This is a genomic window from Arthrobacter wenxiniae, assembly GCF_013376105.1.
In the GTDB taxonomy this organism is placed as follows: Bacteria; Actinomycetota; Actinomycetes; order Actinomycetales; family Micrococcaceae; genus Specibacter; species Specibacter wenxiniae.
Genome location: NZ_JAAMFM010000024.1, coordinates 49,050 through 71,857 on the forward strand (window position 1 = coordinate 49,050; position 22,808 = coordinate 71,857).

The following is a 22,808-nucleotide window of genomic DNA, read 5'->3' on the forward strand; positions in this document are numbered from 1 at the left end:
GCGCGACACGGTATACCGGCCCAACCCTAACGGATATTCCTACGTCCGAGTCCGAACCTGAATCGCCCATGGCAGCAACTGGGGGGCGGCGTCCACACGGTCGACCAAGCTCCAGCTGGCGCGCCCGCTCATGTTACCTTGGCGATGGGTAGTTCGTCCCAAGGGTGGTGTAACAGGGCGAGAGTATCTCCCGTTTCGTGATCCAGTCCGGACAGCCCTCGATGCCGCCAGCCCCCAGACCGATGCTCTCGCGCCTGTACTTCTTCGAGGCGTCCTCGAGCAGCTGGCCGATGCGCCGTTGCTCATGCGGATTCTCGATGTCTCCCTCCAGGGTAGAAGGTGACGCCAAGGGTTGGCGCAAGGTAACGCCCGTCAGGGCTGCAAGGTCCGCGGAAGGCTCAGTCTCTGTCGAGCCCTCCAGGGTAGAAGGTGACGCCAAGGGTTGGCGCAACGTAACGCCCGTCAGGGCTGCAAGGTCCGCGGAAGGCTCAGTCTCTGTCGAGCCCTCCAGGGTAGAAGGTGACGCCAAGGGTTGGCGCAAGGTAACGCCCGTCAGGGCTGCAAGGTCCGCGGAAGGCTCAGTCTCTGTCGAGTCCTTCAGGGTTATTCGGTGCTATGAGACCCAGAGGGGCAATACATCCATTGTTGCTGAGAGACGGAGAAATGAGCAAACTGCGGTCTCTCACCCTGCGCTGTAACCGAGATGGAGTTCAGAGCCTTTTACGAGCTCTATCAATTCCGCCTTGTACGGCAAAGATGAGTCCATCTTGCCGCGGTCAGGATAACGAGATGTTCGGGTAAAATGCCTAGCTGCGTCAAGTAGTCAGCATTCGGTCAGCGGGCCGTCGGGGATCTGGCCGTGCATTCCAGCACCACTTCCTCCGAGCTGTCTTCGGTGGTGCTGTCGGCGTCGTAACGTTCGAGGAGGAAGTCCTCGATGACGGCAAATTTGTCCTCCAGCCAACCGTTCAGAGCACACCGTGTGGACGCGGGTCCGCGTCGGTGATGACGTCCTCGATGTTCACCGTTTTGGCTAGAGATACGCAATAGCCCTCATCGGAGCGGCTCACGTTCAGGGTCTCGATAACTTCGCCGTCGGCCAGCTCCGGGAAGGTGTCGCCGTCCCCGGGGGCCAGGGACACGGGGCGCCCGGCCGGGTCGAGCAGGAGGGTTGATTCCGTGTGGATGTCGGGGGCGAACTGCCCGCCGGTGATGATCCCTTTGGGCTGCCGGTTCTGAGATGTCGTCATGCCAGCTATGTGTGCGGCTGGCGCCAAAAGGAGCCGCAGCCACCCCTGGACGGGCGGTGTGCGTGAATTTGCCGCCCTGCCGGCCATCCGCACGAAACGACCGTGACCCTACCACCTGGTCGGGTGGGAAATTCCGCGGAATGGCTGGGAATATAGGGCCCCTACTACTACTACTCTACTTAAACGACTTAAAAGATAGATATATATAAAGGGGCCCCTATGTTCTCTCCCCCTATAGGACCCCTCCCTCTTAGTAAGAGAGTACTTTTCTCTCATAGATGTCCTATCCTCCGCGGCCGGGTAGGTAGGGTGAGGGCCTTCCGGGGCGCAAGTTCCGCGCCAACACTGGGATGCAGGGGTGTCCGGACGCCCTACCGGCGGTAGGTTCAGCCCTGATCCTGGCGTTTTAGCGGTGGAGCGGGCGCTAAAATGAGAGACGGCGGATTTTTCCTCATGTGATAACCTGAGGAACGATACCGACCTCCAGTGACGAGGGTTATCACATGGCTCCCCATTGGGGGCCATTTTTCGTTTCCACGGTGCTTTTCGAAACGGGACTCCGCAGCCCCAGCATCGCCCCCAAAGGTCTTTTGAGCGTCCCGGCGGACCTGATTCGATAGTGATGCCTGAGCCTTTTTGGGCAAAAAGGAAGGACCGCACCGCGGGGAAGCGATGCGGTCCCCGGCCGATTTAGACGCCGACGGCGCAGAGCAACGGGTAGACGTGTCCCCGCCGTTCGCGCCAGTCGGTCATCCGCGGCGTTCCGGTCACGGACCGGTTGTGGGCCTGGTCGTGCATCAGGTGCTTCCACGTCGGGACCGCGGCGCCGGTGATGACCCCCTTGTCGTCGATCAGGACGTCCCCCTGGACCAGGGTCTTGTCGTGGGTGAGGATGAGCTTGTCCACCCATGTCGGCCCGAAGTGCTGGTCGATGGCGGCCAGCTTTCCCGGAACACACCCCGGGTTCGTCCACGTCGGGGTGGAGCAGTGAAAGGCGTCCCAGCCATCGTCAACCATCTCCACGATGGTTTCGACAGAGAACGGATACGACTCCAGGTCACGGTACAGGTCCGGGTGGCGTTCTAAACCAAAAATCAGCGACTTACCGCTAACCGACTATTGACCCACGCACCTAGCCAAGGTGCCTTCGTCAGTGTCCAGGTGCGCATTAATGACCTCGGCTTTTATAGCTTTTTGTTTCTTATGTTTCTTATGTTCCTTATGTCGCTCCCATCTGGCATTTAGATCTGTAAGAGGCAATCAATGGACTGGGCAGGAAGCCCTACCTGGCTGCCACCCGACCCACCACAGAGAAGGAACTTGAAGGTGTGCCTGCTGGGCCTCAGTCGTCCTTGCCCATTGCCCAGACGAAATTGCTGGACAGGCCGAACCCGGAGTCATCGTCCCCGCCACGTGCGGAATGGTCGTCGTCCTCAAAGTCGTCGGAATCTGGGCGGTGGCCGGCCACCGCCATGAGGTTGGAGATCCGGGTGGCGGAGGAATCCCACGTTTCACGGACTGAAGGCCTGGAGCGCTTCCACGGTCTCGAACTGGGACGCGAGCCGGCGCCCGAATGTGCGCCGGGTGAGCCGCACGGACAGGGAGATGATGACCCTGTTTAGCGGCTGGGACTTGGCCTTCTCGACTTCGTCCATGATCTTAGCCGCGTTCTTCTGGCCCAGGGTGCGGGTTCCACCCGTGGAAGCCTCGCCCATGTCGACGCCGGCAAGCTGGTCCTCGATCAGGGCGAACAGGTCACCGACGTCCTTGACCAGGTCCTTCTCGATCAGGGCGTCGCCGATGGAACCACCCAGACTTTCCATGTCGAAGCCGGCATTGGCGGTTGCTTGCAGCTTTCGCGTGGGGGCGAAACGTGATCTCCGTCCCGGCTACTGCCCGCATCGCGGGCCTACCCGATCTTCTTCCAGGTGCCGCAGCTTTGGGAGACGAAGCCTTCGCCATCGTAGACCGTGACCGACGGGCCTTGCGGGGCAAAGGTGATGAAGTCGTTCTCGATGGTGCCGCCCGTCGCGTCCGTGCGCTCCCAATAGCAGTCGTTCACTCCGCTGGCACCGTCCGGGAGTTGAACCTGGTAGGTGCCGGCCTGGATGGTCTTGCCCACGACGTATTTGCCGTCGTCCATGGCGGCTGGCGGGATGCCATCGGCTATCCGCTGCAGCTCGGCAATGAACGGGGCCTTCGGGCACATCTTGACCGACGCCTTGGCGATTGCCTGGATGTGGTCCTTGCCCGAGGAGACCTGGTCCCAAGCCATTCTCGGAGACTGCATGCAGGCCTGGAGCACCTCCCCGTAGGCGTAGATGAGCTCACTTACATCGCTGGTCTTCTTTACCGTTGCTGTCACTGATTTCTCTTGCGGGGTCAGATCGATGGCGGCTGAGCTGAACGACAGCGGGTCTTCCCCGGCAATCGAAATGCTGCAGCTCTGGAACGACTTAAAGTCCTTGTCCTTCCAAATGTCCTCGACCGCATGGAACGTCGGGGCGCCGTCGTCGGTGTAGACGCTTCCCGTCGTGGAGCATTTGAACTCGTAGCGGGAGGACGGATCGGCTGCCTAGGCGCTTTGCACGAGGGCGCTGACCACGTCGGCCTCCGACTGATCCATCGTCAGGATCACCGGCGAGCCCTTTGGGACTGGCTGACCGGTGGTGAAGTTGATCGACGAGATCGCCGCGTTGTCGTCGGGCCGGTTGATGCATGTCAATCCATCAGGGCCCACGGCGCGGTAGTCGATTCTCGCTGCCGACAGTGCGGCCGCAGCCTTCGCGTACGGCTGTCCCTCGATGTCGGGCAGCGCCGTCGCTGCCAGGGCCGTTTTGGTCGCGGATGATGAGGGCGCAACCTGGGCGGTCGTCTGTCCGCAGCCGGCGAGAAACAATGCCGTCAGGGCAAGCGGTACGAGCAATTTTTTCATGGTTCCCCCTTGATGCGTGGTGATGGACCGGCCCCTCAGATGTTCCGTCGAAGCTGGCGTGCCGAAGGACGGGCAGCTGTGCAGATTTGGCCTCTCGCAGGTGATGACTGCGGGGGCGCTGAGGTGCGGCTGATCGTCACTTTAGCGGAGCATTCACCCCGCAGGTAATTGGGGCCCCGTACCGATGAAGGACCGTGCGAAAACGCCATTTTGTGACGAGTGCGAGGCACCACGGCGATCGAGAAAGTCCTCGACTTGCTCGACAACGTAGGGCGGTAAGAAAAGCTCAGGTAAATTACGTGCAGAATGCCTAACGCTATACCCGGTACTGTCTGATATTCTATACGTAAGAGAAAGGACATGGCAATGCATCGCACTCCTATCCCTGTTGTCAGGGCTTTGCGGCAACTCGGAACTTCCATTGCAACGACTCGCAAACTGCAAGGCATCACGTCCGCACAGCTCGCGGACCGGGCTGGCGTCTCCAGATCCACCCTGAGCGCCCTCGAAAACGGGGCCAGCACCAGCTCCGAAGCCCTCCTGAGGGTGCTGCGCTCATTGGGGATCATGGACACGATGGTCGACTCCCTGGACCCCTACAGCACCGACGTCGGGAAACTGCGCATGGACGAAGCGCTGCCCAAACGGGTGCGGGGCTAACCATGCGCAGCCAGGTTGACGTTATGGTGGACATTTCCGGAACAACCCGAATCGCCGGCACGCTGTGGTTCCACCATCGCGGCAAGCAGAGCGCCACGTTCCGATACGCCGAAGAATATCTGGCCGAAAAGGGGTCCTACGCACTCGACCCTGCCCTGCCGCTGGGCACCGGCGTGTTTCAAACCCGACCCGGGCAAGCCATGTTCAACGCCTTCTCAGACGGCGCCCCGGACCGATGGGGCAAGAACCTCCTCCGCCGTGAGGAGCGGGATCGCGCAGAAAGAACCAGCTCAACACCGAGGACCCTTCTGCCCGCCGACTTCCTATTGGGAGTGCGCGACGACGTACGTCAAGGCGCCATCCGCTACCGGGACATAGTCGGAGGAGGATTCCTCTCCAACCACGCACATGCCGTACCCCACCTGGTCGAGTTGGGGCGGCTGTTGGGAGCCGTGGACCGCTTGGACGCTGAACAACCTGTCAACCAGGACATCCGCGACCTCATGGACGCCGGCGGCTCCCTGGGCGGCGCGCGCCCCAAGGCTTCCGTCATCATGCCCGGGGGCCGGCTTGCCATCGCCAAGTTCCCACGGAAAGGCAGCGACGAGTGGGACGTCATGCGCTGGGAAAACCTCGAGCTGGACCTAGCCGTACGGTGCGGCATCTCGGTCGCTCCCTACCAGCTCGTGGAAGCAGCGGGGCGGCCGATTCTCCTGGTGGAACGATTCGACCGAATCCACGGGCAGCGAGTCGGTTTCGCGAGCGCCCTGACCATGCTGGAGTCCGACGACGGTGAGCAGCGCAGCTACCTAGAGATCGTCGACGTCATCGAATCGCACTCCGTCCGGGCCACCGAGGACCTGCGCGAGCTCTTCACCCGTATCGCGTTCAATATCCTAACGTCCAACACGGATGATCACCTCCGCAACCACGGATTCCTGCGACCAGAGGGCGACGGCTGGACACTCTCCCCCGCCTTCGACCTGAACCCGGCACCGCACTCTCCTGGCCGACTCAGTACAACCATTGAGTTCGACGACGACGACGCGGACATCGGACTTTTGCTTTCCACAGCGGGGTACTACCGGCTCACCGAGGCCCGCGCCCGCCAGATCATCCTTGACGTTGAGGAAACCACCAGCGGGTGGGCAACCTTGGCCCGGTCAGTCGGGCTGCCGGGGCCGGAGATCGCCCTGATGGCCATGGCCTATGACACGGACCAGCGAAGAGCCGCCGCCTCGCTGCGCCGGTGAAGGGCACGATGTCTGTCTGGCGCATGATCTGTGTGAACTATTTGCCGAGCACACCCAGTGCCCGCTGAGCATTCACCCCGGTCGCCCCTGACGTCGTATTCCAAGGGATGTGCAGCGTGCAGCAACGTGAATTCCTTCGCTGGTGTCTTCGAACTCGCCGCCGCAGTCGGTGCATTCGAACCGGAACCCTCTGGGCAGTGCCCGGTAACGGGCGTAGTGCGTATCCGGTTAGCTCAGGTTGCCCGTGTGGTGCCGGGTCCCTGTGCCACGATTTCCCGGAAGGTTGTGGGTTCATGGTGCGACTCGAGCCCGAGCAGGCTTTGGAAGGCTGACATCGGTGAACGCCGGCGGTTGTAACGAAAGACGAATTCGTCCAGATAAACCTGCAGGTGTTCCTTGCTAACGGCGCGGTGGGTGCCTCGCAGCCAGGATTTGAAGTCGCTGATGGCCCTGTGAACACGCGGCATGACGGGCTCCGTGTTTCCGGTGCGTTTGGCCGCCCTTTGGGATCGTGGCCGGTGGTCATAACCCTTCTTCGCGAGCAGGACATACGGGCCCCATCCGTCCGTGTGGACAACCGCTCCAGGTGCCACGGTCTCATGGACGAAGTTGTACAACGTCGGTCCTGAGGCATCCGGGATGACGTGCATGCGAATGCGCCCGGATCCTTGCCCGCGGACCTCAACAGCAACAACAACATGGGCCGCTTTGGCTATCCGGCTGCGTCCGCCGCTGCGGCCCTTTTCCACTCCGCCGACCTCGCACTCATCAACCTCGACCTCCCCCGTCAGCAAGGTGCGCTCGGGATTGACCATGGCACGGCGCAGCTTGTGCAGCATCGTCCAGGCACTCTCGTAGCGGCTGAGGCCGAGCTGGCGCTGTAGCTGCACCGCGGAGATGCCGGGCGTGCTCGTGGTCATCAGGTAAGCCGCCCAAAACCAGGTTTGGAGCGGCAGATGGGTCTTGTGCAGCACCGTCCCGGCCGTGAGTGAAGTTTGGCGATGGCAGTCAGCACATTCCCACAGCGCCCGCGTTGTCACCGGCCACGCCTTGCGCCCCTGGCATCGCGGGCACACGAAGCCTTCGGGCCACCGGCAGACTAATAGATAGTCCAGGCAAGCCTGTTCGTCACCGAACCTGGCTTGGAACTCCAGAATTGTCTTTGGGAAGTCTGGGCGTGGCATACAGCCAAACTACACCTGAGCTAACCGGATACGCACTACGGGCGTTATCCCGGAGCGCCTGGATTTGTGCGGTCACCGAGACCATCATGGCCGTTGACACCGACGGCTTCGAGCGTGAAGTCTCCTCCACGCAAATCTCCTGCGAGGTCATCGCCAGGACCCGGGAGCCGGATTATGCCCTCCATCTTGATGAGGAACGAGAGCAGAACCTGCTCATGGAGGACGGCGTGGAAATTTTTGTGCACCGCAGCCACGACCAGGTTCTCAACCGCTATTCCTACCTGACCGGCGATCCGCTCATCGGCGAGTTCTGGTTCCAGGACGCCGACGACCCTGACCGGGCGTGGAAAGTCACCGCAGAAATGGCCGACCGGGAGGATGTCAATCTGCTTCCCGACGCTCAACGGTAGTCCGTCGGCCAGCGCACCGACCTCCCTGCGCAGTGTCCTCGGACATCGCCGGACCGGGATGAGGGTGCCAGGGAGCGGTCGCGTACATGGCAAAATGATTTCGTTTGAACATCATCACTCCAGGGGGCAATTTCATGAAGAGAATTATTACCGCGTCACTTATTTCGTCGGCCCTGCTCGCCGTATCGCTGACAGGATGCGGGTCGTCCGGCAATGCTTCCGCGCCGGCAGGTGGGGCAGGCACGTTCACCGCAAAGGCACTCCTGAGGGATCAGACCGTGCCGCGATGGGCCGAAGGAGAAAATTGTGACACCGGGAATGTGGAGCAACTCGGAGAAGGCTTTGAGGTCCGCATCAAGGCCAAAGGCGAAACGGTCGCCATGGGCAAGTTGAGTCATGGCGTCATGGCGCCCCGGGCCTCAAACGGATACTTCTGCGACTACCAGATGTCCATCGACGGCGTCCCGGCCGGCCTGAAGTTCTACACCATTGAGCTCGGCGACAAGCTGGGCCACCATGAGATGTCGGAACAGGATATTCAAGCCGGGCTTGAGCTTCGCACGTCAACCTTCGAGGGCTTCAACTAATCCTGCACCGCAATAAAGAATCACGGGCGAGCCCCCATGCCGGGCAGCACGCCCGTGGTTCTTTATTGCCAACAGCGAGCTGGCTGACGAAGCGGCCAGACCATTGAGTCGTGCCGTACACATGGGGTCCATGAAGATCATTCCCGACCACGCGGCTCCCCTGTACCTCTCCGAGGTGCGGCACACCGATGGCCGCATGACAGCGGCCCTGTCCCCAAACCCGGCACAGGTGGCGACCCTTGCGGGCGCCCCGGCATCGTTCCGCGACGTCTCAGTGGTCCGGGAGGCATTGCTCAAGGGCATTGCCATCTCCCGGACCGAAACGCTCCGGCATGTCGACGCCGTTGAGGTCGGCGTGAAGCTGCACTCCCTGCTGGAGGAACTGATCGCCGCTGGCGGTTCCATCGACGCGGTCGACTTCCATCGCGTCACACTTGCCCCGGGCCTCGTGACCGCGCGCTCGAGCTCGGTGCTGACCGGGAGAGGACCCCATCCGTCCCTGGCCCGGCCCGGTGACTGAAACGGTCCGGCCCGCACACATGGGGGTACATGACCTACACTCTTTACACCCATCACCTGCCCGACGAAACCGTGTAGGACCTGTCCGCCGCCGAACGCGACTTCCACCTCGATTACCGGTCCGCCCTCGAGGCGACACCGAAGGGCCTGGATGTCGCCAAGGTGCTCCTGGACATCCCGGCCGGGTACAGCTTCACCGTCCGCGCCGCCTCCCACCGGGAAGGCGACCCGGTCCACCAGCTCTCCAGTTTCGCCAAGGCCCGCAGCGTCAGCATCGGCTCCGGCGCCAAGGGTGGACGCATCCGCGCCATTGAACCCGGCACCGAACAGGGCGGGGAAGTGCTCATCCACCCGGCCACGTTCATCTCCTCGTACGAATCCATGGCAGCGTAGCCCAGCACCAGGTGCAGGGCGCCGGTGGAATGGTCCGGTTTGAGGGAGAACACGCGGTGGCGTAGTTGATCGGGGCGGCGCGCGGCCGGACCATTGTTACGGAAGTGACGGTGGCGTAGAATGTAAGAAACGTCAATTTAGGGTGACCACCATGGATGCGAAAGTTAGCAAAACCCTCCCTGGGGTAGCCGGTGAGCTCCCCGAAGGCTGGCGCGTCGTCTATCTTGCCAAGGGTGCGGGATTTCCCCCAATGGAACACCCTGAACGTTGCGTCTACCTTTTTGTCGGCCCCACCTTGGCCGACAAGGTAGCCGGACAAATCATTGCCCAAAAAGGGGTAACCGTCTTCGAAGGCCTTGATGATTTCGTATCCGACAATATGGTTCGGGATTTCCACGCCATAGGGCACATCTTCCCGCGCCAGCTTGCCGACCTCGTGAACATGGAACGCAGCGTCTCCGCGCTCGGGCCCGCCATCGCTGCCCTGGAGGTGGAGACAAGTCCGCCCCTTGCCTCGGCCATTCAGGCAACCGAAAACCTGTGGACGACCATTGAGCGGCGGTGGGGCTTGCTGGGTAGCACCGACGTGGCGAAGCTGCTGGGCGCGAAGACGAGCAACCGCAGCCTGGCCTCTAGCCTGCGCAAGAAAGGCCAGCTCATCGGGGTCGAACGGACCAACGCGTTCCTCTACCCCGGGTTCCAGTTCGACAGAACGGCCGGAGCCGTTCACGCTGCCATCCCCGAGCTCATCAAGGCTGCACGGGCGAACGAAATCGATGACGAGGACCTGGTCTTCTGGCTGTGCACCCCGTCGCGCTACTTCGACGACGGTCTCCCCGTCGACCACCTCCTCGATGATCCGTCCATCGTCCAGAAGCTCGTGGACAGTGAGACGATCTCGTGGTGACGGGCGTCCCCGACCCGCCCAAACCGTTCCAGCCCCTTGAATTCACGCTACACGCCGGAACAGACCTGTATCGTGTGGCCAGCAACGACCGACGCGTGAACGAATTCAATCCTGGCCTGGGCGGCCGGACCCGCTTTGCGTTCTTCGGCACGCCAACCATTCCGGTCCTGTATGGTGCCCAGACCATTGAGGCGGCGATCTGCGAGAGCCTGCTCCACGACATTCCCCAGGCCGGCGGCCTCCTGCGGCCCAGGGCGTATCGGAACAAGGTCGGCGCCCGCCTTACAGTGGGCCGTGACCTGAAGCTGGCCTCGTTCATGGGGTTGGGACTCAAAGCCCTGAAAATTGAACAGTCCGAACTCATCGACACCCCGCCCACCACCTACGACCGCACGGTGGCCTGGGCCCAGGCAGCCTACGATGCCGGCTTCGATGGTGCGGCATGGATGAGCCGGCGCTGCAACACAGACCGCGCCTACGTGCTGTTTGGCGACAGGGTGCTTCCCTCCGATTTGCCGATATACCCCGGCTACGGACAGGTCTATACCGCCGGCAAGCACCTGGACTGGCTGATCCGCTTCTGCGCACCCCTGCATGTCGACGTACTCGTGCACTCCTAAAGTGCCGGGTGCCGGGAAGGGCAGCTGTTCTCTCCGCACACATGAAGCCCATGAAGAACAACACCCTCCTCTGGCCTTCACCGACGATAAAATCCACGCCGCCATCCAGGACGCGACCCCGCACCGTCCCCGACTGCCGCGCGCACCGGTGCCGTGTACCTGCCGGTCGGCAAGTCGATCTTCAAGAACGGTGGCAGGATCTACCCCGACGTCGCCACCATCCAGGCCGCCCACCCGGATCAGGAGATCGCCCCGTTCGTGGTCCGGCTCGGTGACGGCGAATTCTTCGACGTCGGCACCGTGCACCCGCGGTTTAGCTCGTGGGCCAGGTTCGTCTCCTACGCCGATGCGTACACCGCCGCCGAGGAGTTCAAGAACGTCCAGGGCGCCGACGTGCAGATCCGCATCCTGTTCCCGACGTGATGGATCTGCGCGGCAAAGACTCCGCCGGCCGCGACGTCGTCCTCGGCCGTTCCGTCGAATACACGCACGTCCAGATGATGTCGCGCATCGCCCCCACCGGCGCCAACTCCGGCCGGCGATAGCTCCTACACCTGTTCCCTTCCCGCGCCGCCCTCAGGTGGTGCGATGTGTCGGGCCGGCGGTATCCGCGACCCGGGACAGTCAGAAAGTTTTGGTGGCAGCAGCTGAGTTGGCATATTAAGAGGGACTCGGGGCTTCGCCCCTCGCCCCTGGGTGTTTCCCGTTTCGTTGACCATCCAGTCCATCGCTTTGTTCTCCGCTGAGTGATTCTTCTTTGTGTTTCCCTGGCCTGCGGCCAGCTGCCTCGCGCGCTGCGCGCGCTCACCGCCCGTGTCTCGTTTCGCCGCCCGCTTTGTCTCACGCCGTGGTTCTCGTGCTGCGCTGCGCTCCGCGTCCGTGCTGCGCACGGCCCGTCTTGTTTACCGTCCTGTCTCCCGTCCTGTTTCCTTCTTGGGGTTCTGGCCGCTGCGCGGCCGGTGTGTTGTCTCTTCCGCTCTCCGGGGTCTCCGTCGCTTCGCTTCCTGCGTCCCCGTTTCGCTGCGTCTTCCTGGTTCCTGCGTCACCTGGTGCTCTGTCCGCTGCGCGGCATGGTGTTCTCAGGGCTCCGCCCTGGGCCGGGTGGCACCCTCCTTGGTTTGTTGGTTCACCGTTGGTGTCGCCTGCGGCGGGCGGTTTGCGCTCCGGTGTGTTGGGCGTTCTGGTTCACGGTGTGTTTGCCTGCCGGTGGCTGCGCCGCCGGCTTCCTCCTGGGCCGGGGCGGCTGTTTCGGCGTCCCTCTTTGACGGCGTTGTTCTTCATGGTGTTCGACGGGGCTGCGCCCCTTGAGGTCCGGCTCGTTGTTCATGCTGGTGGACGAATTGTTTCCCGCAGGGGCTGCGCCCCGGGCCGGTGGGAGACGGCGTTGATTGCGGCTCCGGCGGTGATGGCGCCTGCGGCGGGCGGTTCCCGGGGCGTCTCTCGTCGTGGTTCACGGGCTGGTTCGCTGTGGCTGCGCCACCGTCAAGGAGGCGAAATGTTCACGGCCCGGCACACGAAGTGGACAACACGCGTCCCGCGCCGGTGGGAGACACGGCGAACAAATGAGCCGGGAACACAAACCGTCCACGGAAAAGCACACTGCGAAGCAAAACGTCCACCAGGGCGGGGCAACATCATGCACAACGTTACGCACCAGCCCCCGCGCCGCAGGCATCCCCCACGACCAACATCCCCCCACCGACTCTCCACCCACAACCCGGGGCGCAGCCCCCACCACGTCGTCGACTTCCACCAACCCTCCAAGTCCGCAAGACACCCACCCGCCGGCCGCAGGCCAACCCCGCCACCACCACAGGCGCCCCAACAACCACACCCCCCAGGCACCCGCTGCCCGCCGCAGGCGTGGTAAAGGCCCGCCGCAGGCGACACCAGCGGTGAGAAAACAATGACACGGGACCGCCGAAAAGTTTTTGCTGGAATGTTCGGAGAACGGCTGTCACTTCTGAAAGGGAGCCGCACACAGAAGATGTAGAAGCGAAAGACCTGACGGTCCATCATGAGGCCCTCAAAACGCAGGCGCAGCCCGGTGACGTCTCTTGGTGTTGCACCATTTGTACAGAGGGGAAGTCTCGGCGCGGGCTTCAACCCGGCGTGGCGGGATAACGGGATTCTGGCAGACAAATTGGGCCTCCCAGAACGCCGAAATCCGCCTAACCGGGTCGGCAGGGCCGACATGCACGAAACTACGCATGTTCCTGGGTATGGAGCAACGCATTTTTCGGCTGTCACGATCCGGCGGAATCGACACAAACCCCACAACCTTCACGCAGCGGGCCGGGACGTTCGCCTCCGCCGCGACCAACACCGGGCAGGCCACCCTGTTGACCCGGCGTGAGAAGACCGGACTGAACGGCTACCTGATCCTGCCGGCCGCCTCCCTCGGAACGAACGCCCCGCTGCACCTGGCGCACACCGTCGGCGCCCGCGCGGAGGAAGCCGAAATGCCCGAGGACCTCGGCGACACCCCGGCCATCGGGACGCTGAACTACAAGCCGTCCCCGGCGCTGCGGGAAACCCAGTCCGGCATCGACCCGACCGAACTTCCGCGGCTGCTTGCCAACGCGCTGCCGGAAGGTTCCTGGGTCGCCGTCACGATGCGCAAGCCCTCCAACAAGGAGCGGAAGGTCTACACGCCCTGGCTGGGAAACCGTCTCGGCACCGCAGTCCCGACCCATCACTCCACTTCCCCGACAGCGGTCATCGTCTCCATCACCGAAGGCGCCTCCTCCAGGGACGAAGTGACCTCACTGCTCTCCCAGGTCACCGCCGGCCTGCCCGGTTTCGACTTGGACTCCGGCGTGCGCTTCGCACCGCGACACCACCGCTTCCTCGCCGGGCTTCCGGCCGGCCTGGCCGCGGCCGCGGCCGCCCTCCTGGGCCTGCCGCACATCCCCGCCGAGTACGCCCAGTTCCTCCCGGCCACGGCCGCGGCCGCCCTTTATGCACTCTCCGGCCTCGCCGTCCTCCTCGGACTGGCCGCGCTGACCGGTCGCATCGCCTCCCCGGAGACGAAGCTGCGCAACCGCCTGGCCGCCCCGCTGTTTGCGGCGCCGCCGACCCGTCGCGGGAAGCCGCGGCCGCCGCGGAAGGAACGCACCATCAAGGGTCACCGGAACATCAACGGCGAGAGGGTCCCCTTCGAAAAATACGTGCCCGCCTCCGACGGGGACTACCCGCTGGCACCGGATGCCTTCATGGTCGGACCCAACGTGGTCGTCGGCATGGTCTCCCCGCACGCCGGCGCCGTCTCCGGTGTCGCCGCCACCCGGGCCCGGTCCACTCCCCCGGCCATGCTGCAACCCATCGGCCCCATGCTGGGCACGAACGACGACGGCTCCGCCCACCTGTCTGCGGATGATCTCCGGATGGGGACGGCCATCGTCGGCAAGCCCGGAAGCGGAAAAAGTCTACTTGTCCGTTCCCTGTTCGGCTGGCACTGCCTGGAACGCGTCAACCCCTCCGGCAAGCCCGGCCACCCGGGCACCAGCAACACCCTGATCGCGTTCGAATCCAAGGGCGACGGGGTTGAAAAGTATGTCCACTGGGCCCACGCCCTCGGCGACAAGATCCTCACCATCGACGTCGCCGACCCCGCCACCCGGGGCATCGACCTGTTCGCCGTCCCGGGCGACAACGCGGCCAAGGCGCTCTTCTTCACCAACGCGATGAAGTACACTTTCGGCAACGACGCCATCGGCGACCGGTCCTTCCCCACCATCGTGTCCGTCCTGACCGCGGCCATGTCCGTCGATGAGCGGGTGCTGGATTCCATCGAGGACCGGGACGACCGGATCCTCAAGCACGGCATGTCCCCGATCTTCTACGCCTACCAGCTGCTCGCCGGGACCTCCGACAAGGTCGCTGTCCAGCTCGCCACAGGCATCAAGGCCCTGGGCATCAAGCTGCGCGAACGCGGCACCCCCGATGAGGAACTGGAGCAGGCGTACATCGCCATCTCCTCCCTGTTCGAGGACCGCACCGAATCGGCCCGCCGGTCCTTTCTGGAACCGCCCCGGAACAAGTTCGAGCAGCTGCTGATCCTGGAGGACTGGTGGAGCCCGGCACGGAAAAAGGTCAGCTGGACGGACATCCTGGAGGGTCACCGCTCCGTCGTCATCAACACCGGCTCCTCCCCGTCAGGGGCGCTGCTGGACGACCAGCAGAACCAGCAAATCTCCTCGCTGCTGATGTTCTCCCTGCAGAACGCCCTCAAGCGCATATGCTCCGGCTGGCTGGAGGCAGGGCGGTCCGTGTCGATCTTCGCCGACGAACTCTCCCTCCTCGCCGGCACCTCCCCGGAAGTGGTCGGGTGGATCCGCGACCAGGGCCGGTCCTACGGCATCCGGGCCATGCTCGCCACCCAGCGCCCCGAACAGCTCGGCGCCGCCCTGCGCAACAACTTCCTCACATACTCAACCCTGATCTCCTTCGCCCAGACCGACGTCACCACCGCCTCCGAGGTCGCCGCAAACGTCGGCTCCAACGGGGAATGGACCACCGAGGACATCCAGCACCTCGAGCCGTATCACGTCGTCGTCCGCTCCGAAGTCGAACAGCGCCGCCAGTCAGCGTTCATCGTCAAGCTCCCCAACTTTGAAGCAGACATCCCCTCCTACGCCGCCGCCCAGGGCTACACCCATGAACCCGCAGGAGCCTACCCGTGGTAGCCATCGCACCCCAACGCCGCATGGTCGACGACGGCATCCACGCCGAGATGATGCCCTCCGCCAACCCCGACGACGACCTGGCCATGCACCACCGGGCCGACCCCTATTGGGACGAACTCTGGGCGCCCGGATCACAGGCCCAATGGTCCACCGGCCACGCCGTCCGGACCCGGCAGAACCGCGGGCAGGTGCGCAAGCGTGCCCGCCGTCTCATGGACCCGTCCGAAGCCATGCGCCTTCTCACCACCAACCGCGGCCGCGGCGACCGGCACGGAACCTGGGGAGTGCTGCAGTCCTGGCGGACCGCCACCGCCGAACAGGTTGCGGCGCTCACCGGCTCCCGCTTCGTACTCGATCCGGACTACTCCCAAATCCAGGCATCCTTCGCCCTGGACCTGGTCGACATCGGCATCCTCTCCAACTATGCCGACGGCATCCCCGGCCTGGGGCGCCAGACCCTGTACCGGCCCTCGTCCTCGGACACCTTCGACCGGCTCATCGAACCGACCCTCACCGGACCGGAATGGCTCTCCGTCACCGCCGCGCAGCCGTGGTCCGCCGGCGGCCAGTACGACCGGCACAACGTGCTCGCCGTCGAGCTCGCCTTGCGCGCCGCGGAGTTCCTGCCCATCGGCGCCGTCATGGGCGAACAGCTCTCCTCCGTGGATTTGCTCGCCGGATCCGGGATCGGCAAGAAACTTCCCCGGCCCGACAACCGCCGCGCGGACGGCACCCTCATCCGCGCCGACGGCCTGCGGATCGCGTTCGAGCTGACCGCAACGGCCTCGCCGTCCTTTGAGGCCAAGGTGCGCCGCTGGGCCGAACTCATTGCCGCCCGGCCGCTGGAAACCTCCGGGCTGACCGTCGTGTTCATCGCCGCCCCACACCCGAACCGGGACCGCAGCCGCACCAGCGACCCGCGCCACGCCATCTACAAAAAGGTGTCCCAGGTGCTCAAAGAATTCCCGGGCCGCGGCCAGGACTCCCCCGCTGCGCGCATTGGCGTCGCCCACTGGGAGGAATGGTTCCCTGAACGACACCTGATGAGCGAAGCGTTCCTTGGCCTGCGCGCCGACTTCGCCACCAACGACGCCACCGGCGCGGACAAATGGGCTCCCCGCGACCTGCTCGGCGACTACGACTTCACGCCCTGGCACACCTTCGACGCGACGGCGGTCCTGGAGAACTCCAAGCTGCTCGCGGCCACCCCGCACTGGATGCGCAAGGGCGATCACACGCACCTGATCGGCTCGCCAATGGACCGGGCCGGAGTCGACGTACCGCACCCGGCACCGGCCAAACCGCACCTGGTCAAGGGCCGGCCACTGGGGGCGGCGGTCGGCAACGGCGGGGACGCGAAACTCCCGGCCCGGCTCCGCGTCGAAGGGTGAGACGAATCGTCGGGCCATGGCCGTTCAGTTGGCTTGCCGGACTCATCAAGTGTGAGCCAGAGTCCGGCCGGCTTGAACTGCTGCAGCGCGGTCCTGTCTGGTCCAAGAGCCGTCATAAACTTCTCTAAAAGCAGCAAGGACGGCCGCTCGAGCGTCGCTTCCCAGCGAAAGAATCGAGGTAAAGTCCTTCAAAATCAAAGTTCCTTCCGCACCGACCTGATTGAGCAGCCCCCCGGTAGCCTCCTTAGAGCGTTCAGAGTTGCTCGTGCCGGACAGCAGCGCACCGGGTGAAGCGATTTCAGAAACCATGATCGAATTCGGAGTGGCGGCTAAAGGAGCTATTCCCTCTGTCTTTCCGCTGGCCGACCCGTCAACTGTCAGCAGCCAGACGGGCTCACCCTCAAACTCATGCGCTGCACGGGCTGCCAGATTCGCATGAACGACAGACATGTCGTAGGCGCTGCTCATCCACGTCCGGTAAGTGGCCTCACACTCGGTAAGCGTGACAGCCTCTACCTGAGGCATCGCGTCAGCCAAAGGTGCAATGTCAGCGTTTTCGAGTTTCAAGAACTCGTCAGTAACATCGAGCAGGTCCCCCCACCCATGTCGCGCTTGGAAGTGGTCTGTCAGATCTGCGCCTTTTACCTCCAAAGGCGTCCGCATGACCTGGAACGGCACGTCCGCTTCCCTCGCGACCGCCACCCAGTTCAGCCCATAATTGGTGCCCGGGGAGTCGAGGTCAGGAACAATCCACAACAGGCGCAAGCCACGGATCTGCTCGACGTACTCCTCAGGAAGTCGCTGGGCAGCCCCTGCATGTCCGCAAATCATCGTCCGGCCATATTGCCTTGCAGTCTCGCAGTCCTTTTCACCTTCACCCGCCAAAGCGGGTATACCTTCGGCGATGCAACCCTTGAGTTCGGGAAGGTTGTAGACAGGCACAGCCCGAACGGCTTGAAGCTGTTTCAGGGCCTGTTGATCTTTTGGCAGAAAATTGAACGACTTGTGTCCAGGCTTGGGCGAATTCGGGAACGCGTACCGGATCTTAGTGAAGACTACAGAACCATCCTCAAGTCGATACGGGTATCGCGCCTGCTCCACGCGCTTCCCATGATCAACGGCGGGCTTCTTACGGGCAGCAGACTTGGATGGGAAGCCGGTTGCGACCGGGACGCTGCCGCGGGTGAACGACGGCCCACCCGTGTTCCCCAGGGCCGATTCCGAAGCCTGTTTGATGTTCCGCCAATCACAGCCCGCGAAGCAGTTTATTACTACGGTCTGCTCGTTATTCGTCCCGGGGGCGATACTGCAGCTGGCATCTTGGTCGTCGTGTGCCGGGCACTGGGAGAGAAGCTTACCATTTTGATGCTTGTACTTGAGCCCCAGGGCGTCAAGTGCCTCTCTTGCAACTTCGAGACTGGTTATCATGTTGCGAATCAACTCGCGCTGACCTTTCGTCAATCGAATCCATCTTGGTTGAACAGCGGACTCTGGCTGGTCTTGCAACAAAAGCTGCAGACGTTGGGCAGAGGGGCCCGGCGAAGCTCGGCGCGCCCTTCAACTTCCCCTATGCGGCAAGTCGAACGACGGCCACCATCGCGGACGGAAGACTAGGAAACACCCGCTCCAACCCGCCCCTCGACTTCCCCTATGCGCCCAGTTGAACGGCGGCGGCCACCCACGGACGACAGACCTGGAAACGCCAGGCGAGGTGGCCCCCGCCGTATGTCCTTGTAGTGGTGCCATGCAGAGTTCAAGGCCTCTTGCCATCTTCGGGGACTGGCACGGCGACCTTAACTGGGCCCTGACCGCGGTACGGTCAGCGGCACGCGAAGGAGCCCGTAGCGCGCTCCACGTTGGTGACTTCGGATTGGACTGGCCTGGTGCGAAGCGCGGACGCTACGAGTCCAAACTGAACAAATATCTGGAGGACCTTGGTGTCGTCCTCACAGTGTCAGGGGGCAACCATGATTGCTGGCCGACGCTGGTTGCCTTGCCCGTAGGAGCCGACGGTACGGCGACATTCCGGTCCAATATCAAGGTCCTGCCCAGGGGGGGCCGCACCGCAATGGAGGACTTGACCGTTGGCGGCTTCGGAGGCGCTTTCAGTGTTGACTTCGAGCACAGGACCGAGGGCAAGGACTGGTGGCCGGACGAGGAACCCACGCTGGGAGAGGCTGAGAAGCTGGTTGCCAGCGGCCCGCTCGACATACTCATCTCCCACGATGCCCCGGCAGGCGTCCCGTTGACGGGTGACTTCCAGCTCCGACCTGAACTTGCGGAACGGGCCGATCGAACCCGGCTCCTGCTGCGTCAGGTAGTCGATTCACTTGCAGTCCCTTACGTCTTTTGTGGCCACTGGCATCAAAGGCGCATCCACGAGCTGGTACATCCGGACGGGCGTATAACGCGGGTTGACGTGCTCAACATGGAGAAGTCCCCCTCCGGCAACGGTGTGCTTGTTTGGACTGGCGACAGCCCGCTGCTCATCGAGACGCTGCACATTGGTGGGAGCCAGACCTAGTGACGCACACAGCACGCGGCGCTCTCCGCTGTCCGGCCGATATTGGCGGCCGACTCCAGGTGCGTGCGCGCGGCAGGCAGAGCGCCGTCCAAGGCTGATTATTTTTGCCGCGACTCTCGCGACGGACGTGTCATGGGACGGTCTAGGGGGGTGGCACAGCAAGAAGACCCACGACGTGTCGGCAACCATGCCTCACGTCGCCTCAGAGCAGGAATGTGCACCACAAGCCTTTTGGGCGTCAAGCCCACCGAACGAAACCGCCAGCTGGCGTTCCCGAACCGGGCCGGGCGCCGCCAATTCGGAGAACGGCCGCCCGCACGGCGGAGCCTCCCGAGGTATCGGCGCATGCGAGTCCGAAGGCGACGAGCCGGCGACCCTTCCAGCTCATTTTGCGTCCATGGCCGACCACCCAGTCTGACCTCAGGCTCCAAGACCACCAGCCTGAGCCGAGAAGGGCCCAGGTAGCGATTTCGCGGCCGGAGGACGCAGACGAGTGGTCCACGTCGGCTCGGGGGCGGTCAGATGCATCTGGGCGCATCGCTACGGAAATAGGATGGCTCTATGCCCCTTGCGGCATCTGGTCTCTTTCTTGCTGCTGTGTACGTTCCACAGCCGCAACTGTTCGGGTGTGCAGCCCCGGGTCCAGCGTTACCGTACCGCTGAGTCCCTGGACTTTTCTCGTTTGGGCGATCCATTCATTTACTTCTTCTGCTTCCGGCTTCATGAAAGCTCTGTGCGGCCCGAACGACGACGGCGGTCACTTTCCTGCGTTACTGCTTCCACTCAGGTACGAGGCGCCGGGCATCAAACGATTTGGCTCCCGTCGCTTGGCGTCGAGGCATGACCACAACCTTCACGAAGACGTCATCCAGAACGGCGCGTTGGACGCTAACCGCCATGCTGTCCCAAGTGGATCGGAGCATGGCTCCAGTCGTGAGTTCCCGTGGCCTGACAATAGGGACGGGAAGAGCAGATTTCGCCCGCTCAATGGCAGCACGAGCTGCCTGCCATTCAGAGCGGCCGATCGCCCCTACTGCGTAGTCAGCCGCTATCTCCTCGAGTCTGGCGTCCAGGGCGCCCGTCTGCTCCAGCCATTCCGAGGTAGCCTCGGTCTGGCCGACAACGCGGGCGTCCTGAAATTGAAATGCGGCCTCAGCAAGCCAAGCCTTGGTCTCGGCCGCCACGATGGTCGTACCTCCACATGCCGCCGCGCCGACGTTTCGTGGGCAACGGTAACTCTCCTTCTTCGACTTGCCGTTGACACACTTGACCATGCCGGTCCCGCATTTGCTACAGACCAGCAGTCCCGTCAGCAGATGCTTGCGGGGCCCGCCGATCTGACCAGTAGCTCTGCCGGGAGCAAACCTATTCCGGAGCATCAGCGATGTTTCTTCTGAGACAATGGCCGACCACTGTCCCTTGGCAGAGACTTTGCCCCGATGCACGCGCAAGCCCGCAATGCGAGGAGACATCAGGATGTTTCGTATGCTCGCCGCCCTCCATGACGCTCCACGGGCCGTTGGGATGCCCCGAGCGCCCAGATCCCGCGCAATCGCGTTAAGGCCTTCTCCGTGCAATACACGGGCCGCTAGCTCCCTGATGACAGCGGCTTCCTCGGGGATGATCTGCGCGTCTGCCGTATAGCCATAGCACTTTTGGCCCGGCCATGCGCCGGCTTCAGCAAGTTCCAGGTGCTTTCTGAGGATGCGCATCTTGGTTTTCTCGACTTCCCCAGCGGCGAACGCCGTCACTACCCGGGCCATCGTTCTGCCGTCTGGATTGCTCAGATCAATATGGCCGTTGGTGGCGGAGTGGATGTTTATGCCGGTAGCCGAGGCGAGATCGATCCAGTCTTCCAGTTCACGTGGGTTGCGATGAAGACGATCAGCCGAGTAGACAACCACGACATCCACGCCTCCAGCTTCCATGAGAGCCCTCAGCCGAAGATAGGCCGGGCGGTGCTTCCCACCAGCTGCTGAGATGTCGTTGTCCTCAAACTTCTCATCCAAGACGCGCCAGCCCTTGCGCCTTGCCAACGCGAGGCAATCCTTCAGCTGACGGCCGACAGCAAGGCCCTCGAGCGTCAGGTCCTTGGACACGCGCGTGTAGATGGCGGCCCTCGCGTCCGCCCCTTCTTTCCTTGGTTCCATGGTGACGTCCTATTCGTCCCGCACAACGACGGGTGTCGTTTAGGTACACGTCACGAATGACACACCCCTTCGTGCGCTGAGTTCGCGTGCACGCTCGCCATGCCCGGCAGACCGCTGTTCAGGGCGATGAGCATGTCCAGGCTTTCGGCCTCGCGGACCTCGCCCACAATGAGCCGGTCCGGGCGCATCCGCAGGGCCTCCTTGACCAGGCGCCGCAGCGGGATCTCCCCCGCGCCCTCCAGATTGGGCTGGCGGCACTGCAGGCCAACCACGTCGCGCAGCGGCAGCTTCAGCTCGAATATCTCCTCCACGGTCACCACCCGCTCGCGGGAGCCAATGCCGGCCGCGAGGCAGTTGAGCATGGTGGTCTTCCCGGCCTGGGTGGCACCGGAAACCAGGATGTTCAAGCCGCTGCTGACGGCGGCGCCAAGAAAGCGGGCGGCCTGCGGGGTCAGGGAGCCGAGCTCCACGAGATGTTCCAGGCGGCTGGCGCGGGCCGTGAACTTGCGGATGTTCACGGCCCAGTGGCTGGCGGTGATGTCCGGGATGACCACATGCAGCCGGGAGCCGTCGGGCAGGGCGGCATCCACGAAGGGGCTGCTCAAATCCAGCCGGCGGCCCGAGCTCTTCAGCATCCGCTCCACCAGGTCGCGCACCTGCTGCCCGGTGAAGGTCAGGGACGTCAGCTCGGATTCGCCGTTGCGCGCCACAAAGACCTCGTCCGGCGCGTTGATCCAGATTTCCTCGATGTCGGGATCGTCCAGGAAGGGTTGCAGGGCGCCAAAGCCGGCAACGGCGTCGTACACGTGCTGCATGGCGTCCCCGGCGTGGGCCAGCGGCGGAACGGCCCCCACGAGCGACCGTTCCCCATAGTCGTTGACGGCCGCCTCCACCAGGTTGCGGACTTCGCCGCCCTGGCGCAACGGGTCAAGGCCCTTCCGCCGGATGAGTTCGCGAACTTCATCCTCAACCAAAGCAAGTGCATCCATAGTGCGTCTCCGCCCGCGGGGTCCGGCTAGCTTCCCCTTGACAGTGGAGCCTAGCCCGGCGCACGGAGGACACGCCAGAGGCAGTTTCGCGGTTGTGGACAACGCCGGCCCGGTCAGGCAGTCCGCAGGCTCGGCCCGTGGCGGCCGGATCGGCATGGCCGCAGTGCCGTGCCTGGACGAAAACGCTGGACGAAAACGCTGGCCGAAAATGCTGGCCGAAAATGCTGGCCGAAAATGCCAGGGAAAATGAGGGACGGGTAGCGCGACGTCACGTGGCGCGGGCGGAAATAGCGCCTGAAGCTGGGAAAAGTCTGTGAATTTATGGGATAATCTATGATGATGAACGCA

General features: G+C 63.4%; 22 protein-coding genes and 1 pseudogene. 13 read left to right on the top strand and 10 right to left on the bottom strand.

The features are described 5' to 3' along the window. Nucleotides 1-133: 133 nt before the first annotated feature. From G6034_RS20505 to G6034_RS14550, 6 genes are all read right to left on the bottom strand, one after another. Nucleotides 134-541, bottom strand: a complete 408-nt coding sequence (locus G6034_RS20505) for a DUF4113 domain-containing protein (protein WP_425485532.1) — start codon at nucleotides 539-541, stop codon at nucleotides 134-136. A 427-nt stretch (nucleotides 542-968) separates the two neighbouring features. Beyond that, nucleotides 969-1,250, bottom strand: a complete 282-nt coding sequence (locus tag G6034_RS14530; RefSeq protein WP_176635821.1) for a hypothetical protein — start codon at nucleotides 1,248-1,250, stop codon at nucleotides 969-971. A 690-nt stretch (nucleotides 1,251-1,940) separates the two neighbouring features. Beyond that, complete coding sequence (locus tag G6034_RS14535) at nucleotides 1,941-2,348, bottom strand: 5' nucleotidase, NT5C type (RefSeq protein ID WP_176635846.1); 408 nt, start codon at nucleotides 2,346-2,348, stop codon at nucleotides 1,941-1,943. 413 nt (nucleotides 2,349-2,761) lie between these two features. Further along, a complete protein-coding gene (locus G6034_RS14540; protein ID WP_246295979.1) occupies nucleotides 2,762-3,073 on the bottom strand; it encodes a hypothetical protein in 312 nt (103 codons plus the stop codon). A gap of 86 nt (nucleotides 3,074-3,159) precedes the next feature. Further along, complete coding sequence (locus tag G6034_RS14545; RefSeq protein ID WP_176635822.1) at nucleotides 3,160-3,615, bottom strand: Rv1352/Rv1906c domain-containing protein; 456 nt, start codon at nucleotides 3,613-3,615, stop codon at nucleotides 3,160-3,162. A gap of 210 nt (nucleotides 3,616-3,825) precedes the next feature. Next, a complete protein-coding gene (locus tag G6034_RS14550) occupies nucleotides 3,826-4,185 on the bottom strand; it encodes a PASTA domain-containing protein (protein WP_176635823.1) in 360 nt (119 codons plus the stop codon). Nucleotides 4,186-4,551: 366 nt separating this feature from the next. Here G6034_RS14550 and G6034_RS14555 point away from each other — a divergent pair, with 366 nt between their 5' ends. Together G6034_RS14555 and G6034_RS14560 are read left to right on the top strand one after the other, a co-directional pair. After that, nucleotides 4,552-4,845: a helix-turn-helix transcriptional regulator gene (locus G6034_RS14555; RefSeq protein WP_176635824.1), complete on the top strand. Its 294-nt coding sequence runs from the start codon at nucleotides 4,552-4,554 to the stop codon at nucleotides 4,843-4,845. Between the two features lie 23 nt (nucleotides 4,846-4,868). After that, nucleotides 4,869-6,098 (top strand): type II toxin-antitoxin system HipA family toxin, encoded by a 1,230-nt coding sequence (locus tag G6034_RS14560; RefSeq protein ID WP_218063937.1) that lies wholly within the window; start codon nucleotides 4,869-4,871, stop codon nucleotides 6,096-6,098. A gap of 233 nt (nucleotides 6,099-6,331) precedes the next feature. On the opposite strand, the gene G6034_RS14565 is transcribed toward G6034_RS14560, so the two are convergent. After that, nucleotides 6,332-7,282, bottom strand: a complete 951-nt coding sequence (locus G6034_RS14565) for an IS1595 family transposase (protein ID WP_176635826.1) — start codon at nucleotides 7,280-7,282, stop codon at nucleotides 6,332-6,334. A gap of 86 nt (nucleotides 7,283-7,368) precedes the next feature. On the opposite strand from G6034_RS14565, the gene G6034_RS14570 reads away from it, so the two are divergent. From G6034_RS14570 to G6034_RS14610, 10 genes are all read left to right on the top strand, one after another. Further along, nucleotides 7,369-7,692, top strand: coding sequence for a hypothetical protein (locus tag G6034_RS14570; RefSeq protein ID WP_176635827.1), 324 nt, complete (start codon nucleotides 7,369-7,371; stop codon nucleotides 7,690-7,692). A gap of 104 nt (nucleotides 7,693-7,796) precedes the next feature. Then, nucleotides 7,797-8,279: a hypothetical protein gene (locus G6034_RS14575; protein ID WP_176635828.1), complete on the top strand. Its 483-nt coding sequence runs from the start codon at nucleotides 7,797-7,799 to the stop codon at nucleotides 8,277-8,279. Nucleotides 8,280-8,409: 130 nt separating this feature from the next. Further along, entirely contained in the window at nucleotides 8,410-8,799 is a 390-nt protein-coding gene (locus G6034_RS14580) for a hypothetical protein (protein WP_176635829.1), read from the top strand. Between the two features lie 161 nt (nucleotides 8,800-8,960). Continuing rightward, the gene (locus tag G6034_RS14585; protein WP_176635830.1) at nucleotides 8,961-9,191 is read left to right on the top strand and encodes a hypothetical protein; all 231 of its coding nucleotides are present in this window, start codon (nucleotides 8,961-8,963) and stop codon (nucleotides 9,189-9,191) included. A 151-nt stretch (nucleotides 9,192-9,342) separates the two neighbouring features. Next, nucleotides 9,343-10,098 carry a hypothetical protein gene (locus G6034_RS14590; protein WP_176635831.1) on the top strand — a complete coding sequence of 252 codons (756 nt, stop codon included), beginning with the start codon at nucleotides 9,343-9,345 and terminating at the stop codon, nucleotides 10,096-10,098. Next, complete coding sequence (locus G6034_RS14595; RefSeq protein WP_176635832.1) at nucleotides 10,095-10,718, top strand: RES domain-containing protein; 624 nt, start codon at nucleotides 10,095-10,097, stop codon at nucleotides 10,716-10,718. Before G6034_RS14590 ends, G6034_RS14595 begins: the two co-directional genes overlap by 4 nt. Before the next feature lie 153 nt (nucleotides 10,719-10,871). Continuing rightward, nucleotides 10,872-11,141 (top strand): hypothetical protein, encoded by a 270-nt coding sequence (locus G6034_RS14600; protein WP_176635833.1) that lies wholly within the window; start codon nucleotides 10,872-10,874, stop codon nucleotides 11,139-11,141. Beyond that, a complete protein-coding gene (locus G6034_RS20190) occupies nucleotides 11,138-11,263 on the top strand; it encodes a hypothetical protein (protein WP_281375491.1) in 126 nt (41 codons plus the stop codon). Before G6034_RS14600 ends, G6034_RS20190 begins: the two co-directional genes overlap by 4 nt. Before the next feature lie 1,665 nt (nucleotides 11,264-12,928). Continuing rightward, complete coding sequence (locus tag G6034_RS14605) at nucleotides 12,929-15,406, top strand: type IV secretory system conjugative DNA transfer family protein (RefSeq protein WP_176635834.1); 2,478 nt, start codon at nucleotides 12,929-12,931, stop codon at nucleotides 15,404-15,406. Next, the gene (locus G6034_RS14610; RefSeq protein ID WP_176635835.1) at nucleotides 15,400-16,797 is read left to right on the top strand and encodes a hypothetical protein; all 1,398 of its coding nucleotides are present in this window, start codon (nucleotides 15,400-15,402) and stop codon (nucleotides 16,795-16,797) included. The genes G6034_RS14605 and G6034_RS14610 overlap by 7 nt, the downstream gene beginning before the upstream one ends. Before the next feature lie 45 nt (nucleotides 16,798-16,842). Here the strand turns inward: G6034_RS14610 and G6034_RS14615 are convergent, their stop codons facing one another. After that, a complete protein-coding gene (locus G6034_RS14615) occupies nucleotides 16,843-18,258 on the bottom strand; it encodes a hypothetical protein (protein WP_176635836.1) in 1,416 nt (471 codons plus the stop codon). A gap of 283 nt (nucleotides 18,259-18,541) precedes the next feature. Between G6034_RS14615 and G6034_RS14620 the strand changes: the two genes are divergently transcribed. Further along, entirely contained in the window at nucleotides 18,542-19,321 is a 780-nt protein-coding gene (locus tag G6034_RS14620; protein WP_176635837.1) for a metallophosphoesterase family protein, read from the top strand. A gap of 770 nt (nucleotides 19,322-20,091) precedes the next feature. Here the strand turns inward: G6034_RS14620 and G6034_RS14625 are convergent. Then, nucleotides 20,092-21,471 carry a recombinase family protein gene (locus G6034_RS14625; RefSeq protein WP_176635838.1) on the bottom strand — a complete coding sequence of 460 codons (1,380 nt, stop codon included), beginning with the start codon at nucleotides 21,469-21,471 and terminating at the stop codon, nucleotides 20,092-20,094. Nucleotides 21,472-21,533: 62 nt separating this feature from the next. Continuing rightward, nucleotides 21,534-22,460 (bottom strand): annotated as a pseudogene (locus tag G6034_RS14630) (TadA family conjugal transfer-associated ATPase); the annotation flags it as partial. Nucleotides 22,461-22,808 lie beyond the last annotated feature (348 nt).

What these genes read in the sequence shown, in the direction of transcription:
- G6034_RS14550 (WP_176635823.1), bottom strand. Translation starts at nt 4,185, where the DNA reads ATGAAAAAATTGCTCGTACCGCTTGCCCTGACGGCATTGTTTCTCGCC.
- G6034_RS14625 (WP_176635838.1), bottom strand. Translation starts at nt 21,471, where the DNA reads ATGGAACCAAGGAAAGAAGGGGCGGACGCGAGGGCCGCCATCTACACG.
- G6034_RS14565 (WP_176635826.1), bottom strand. Translation starts at nt 7,282, where the DNA reads ATGCCACGCCCAGACTTCCCAAAGACAATTCTGGAGTTCCAAGCCAGG.
- G6034_RS14590 (WP_176635831.1), top strand. Translation starts at nt 9,343, where the DNA reads ATGGATGCGAAAGTTAGCAAAACCCTCCCTGGGGTAGCCGGTGAGCTC.
- G6034_RS14555 (WP_176635824.1), top strand. Translation starts at nt 4,552, where the DNA reads ATGCATCGCACTCCTATCCCTGTTGTCAGGGCTTTGCGGCAACTCGGA.
- G6034_RS14570 (WP_176635827.1), top strand. Translation starts at nt 7,369, where the DNA reads ATGGCCGTTGACACCGACGGCTTCGAGCGTGAAGTCTCCTCCACGCAA.
- G6034_RS14530 (WP_176635821.1), bottom strand. Translation starts at nt 1,250, where the DNA reads ATGACGACATCTCAGAACCGGCAGCCCAAAGGGATCATCACCGGCGGG.
- G6034_RS14605 (WP_176635834.1), top strand. Translation starts at nt 12,929, where the DNA reads ATGTTCCTGGGTATGGAGCAACGCATTTTTCGGCTGTCACGATCCGGC.
- G6034_RS14580 (WP_176635829.1), top strand. Translation starts at nt 8,410, where the DNA reads ATGAAGATCATTCCCGACCACGCGGCTCCCCTGTACCTCTCCGAGGTG.
- G6034_RS14620 (WP_176635837.1), top strand. Translation starts at nt 18,542, where the DNA reads ATGCAGAGTTCAAGGCCTCTTGCCATCTTCGGGGACTGGCACGGCGAC.
- G6034_RS14560 (WP_218063937.1), top strand. Translation starts at nt 4,869, where the DNA reads ATGGTGGACATTTCCGGAACAACCCGAATCGCCGGCACGCTGTGGTTC.
- G6034_RS14540 (WP_246295979.1), bottom strand. Translation starts at nt 3,073, where the DNA reads ATGGAAAGTCTGGGTGGTTCCATCGGCGACGCCCTGATCGAGAAGGAC.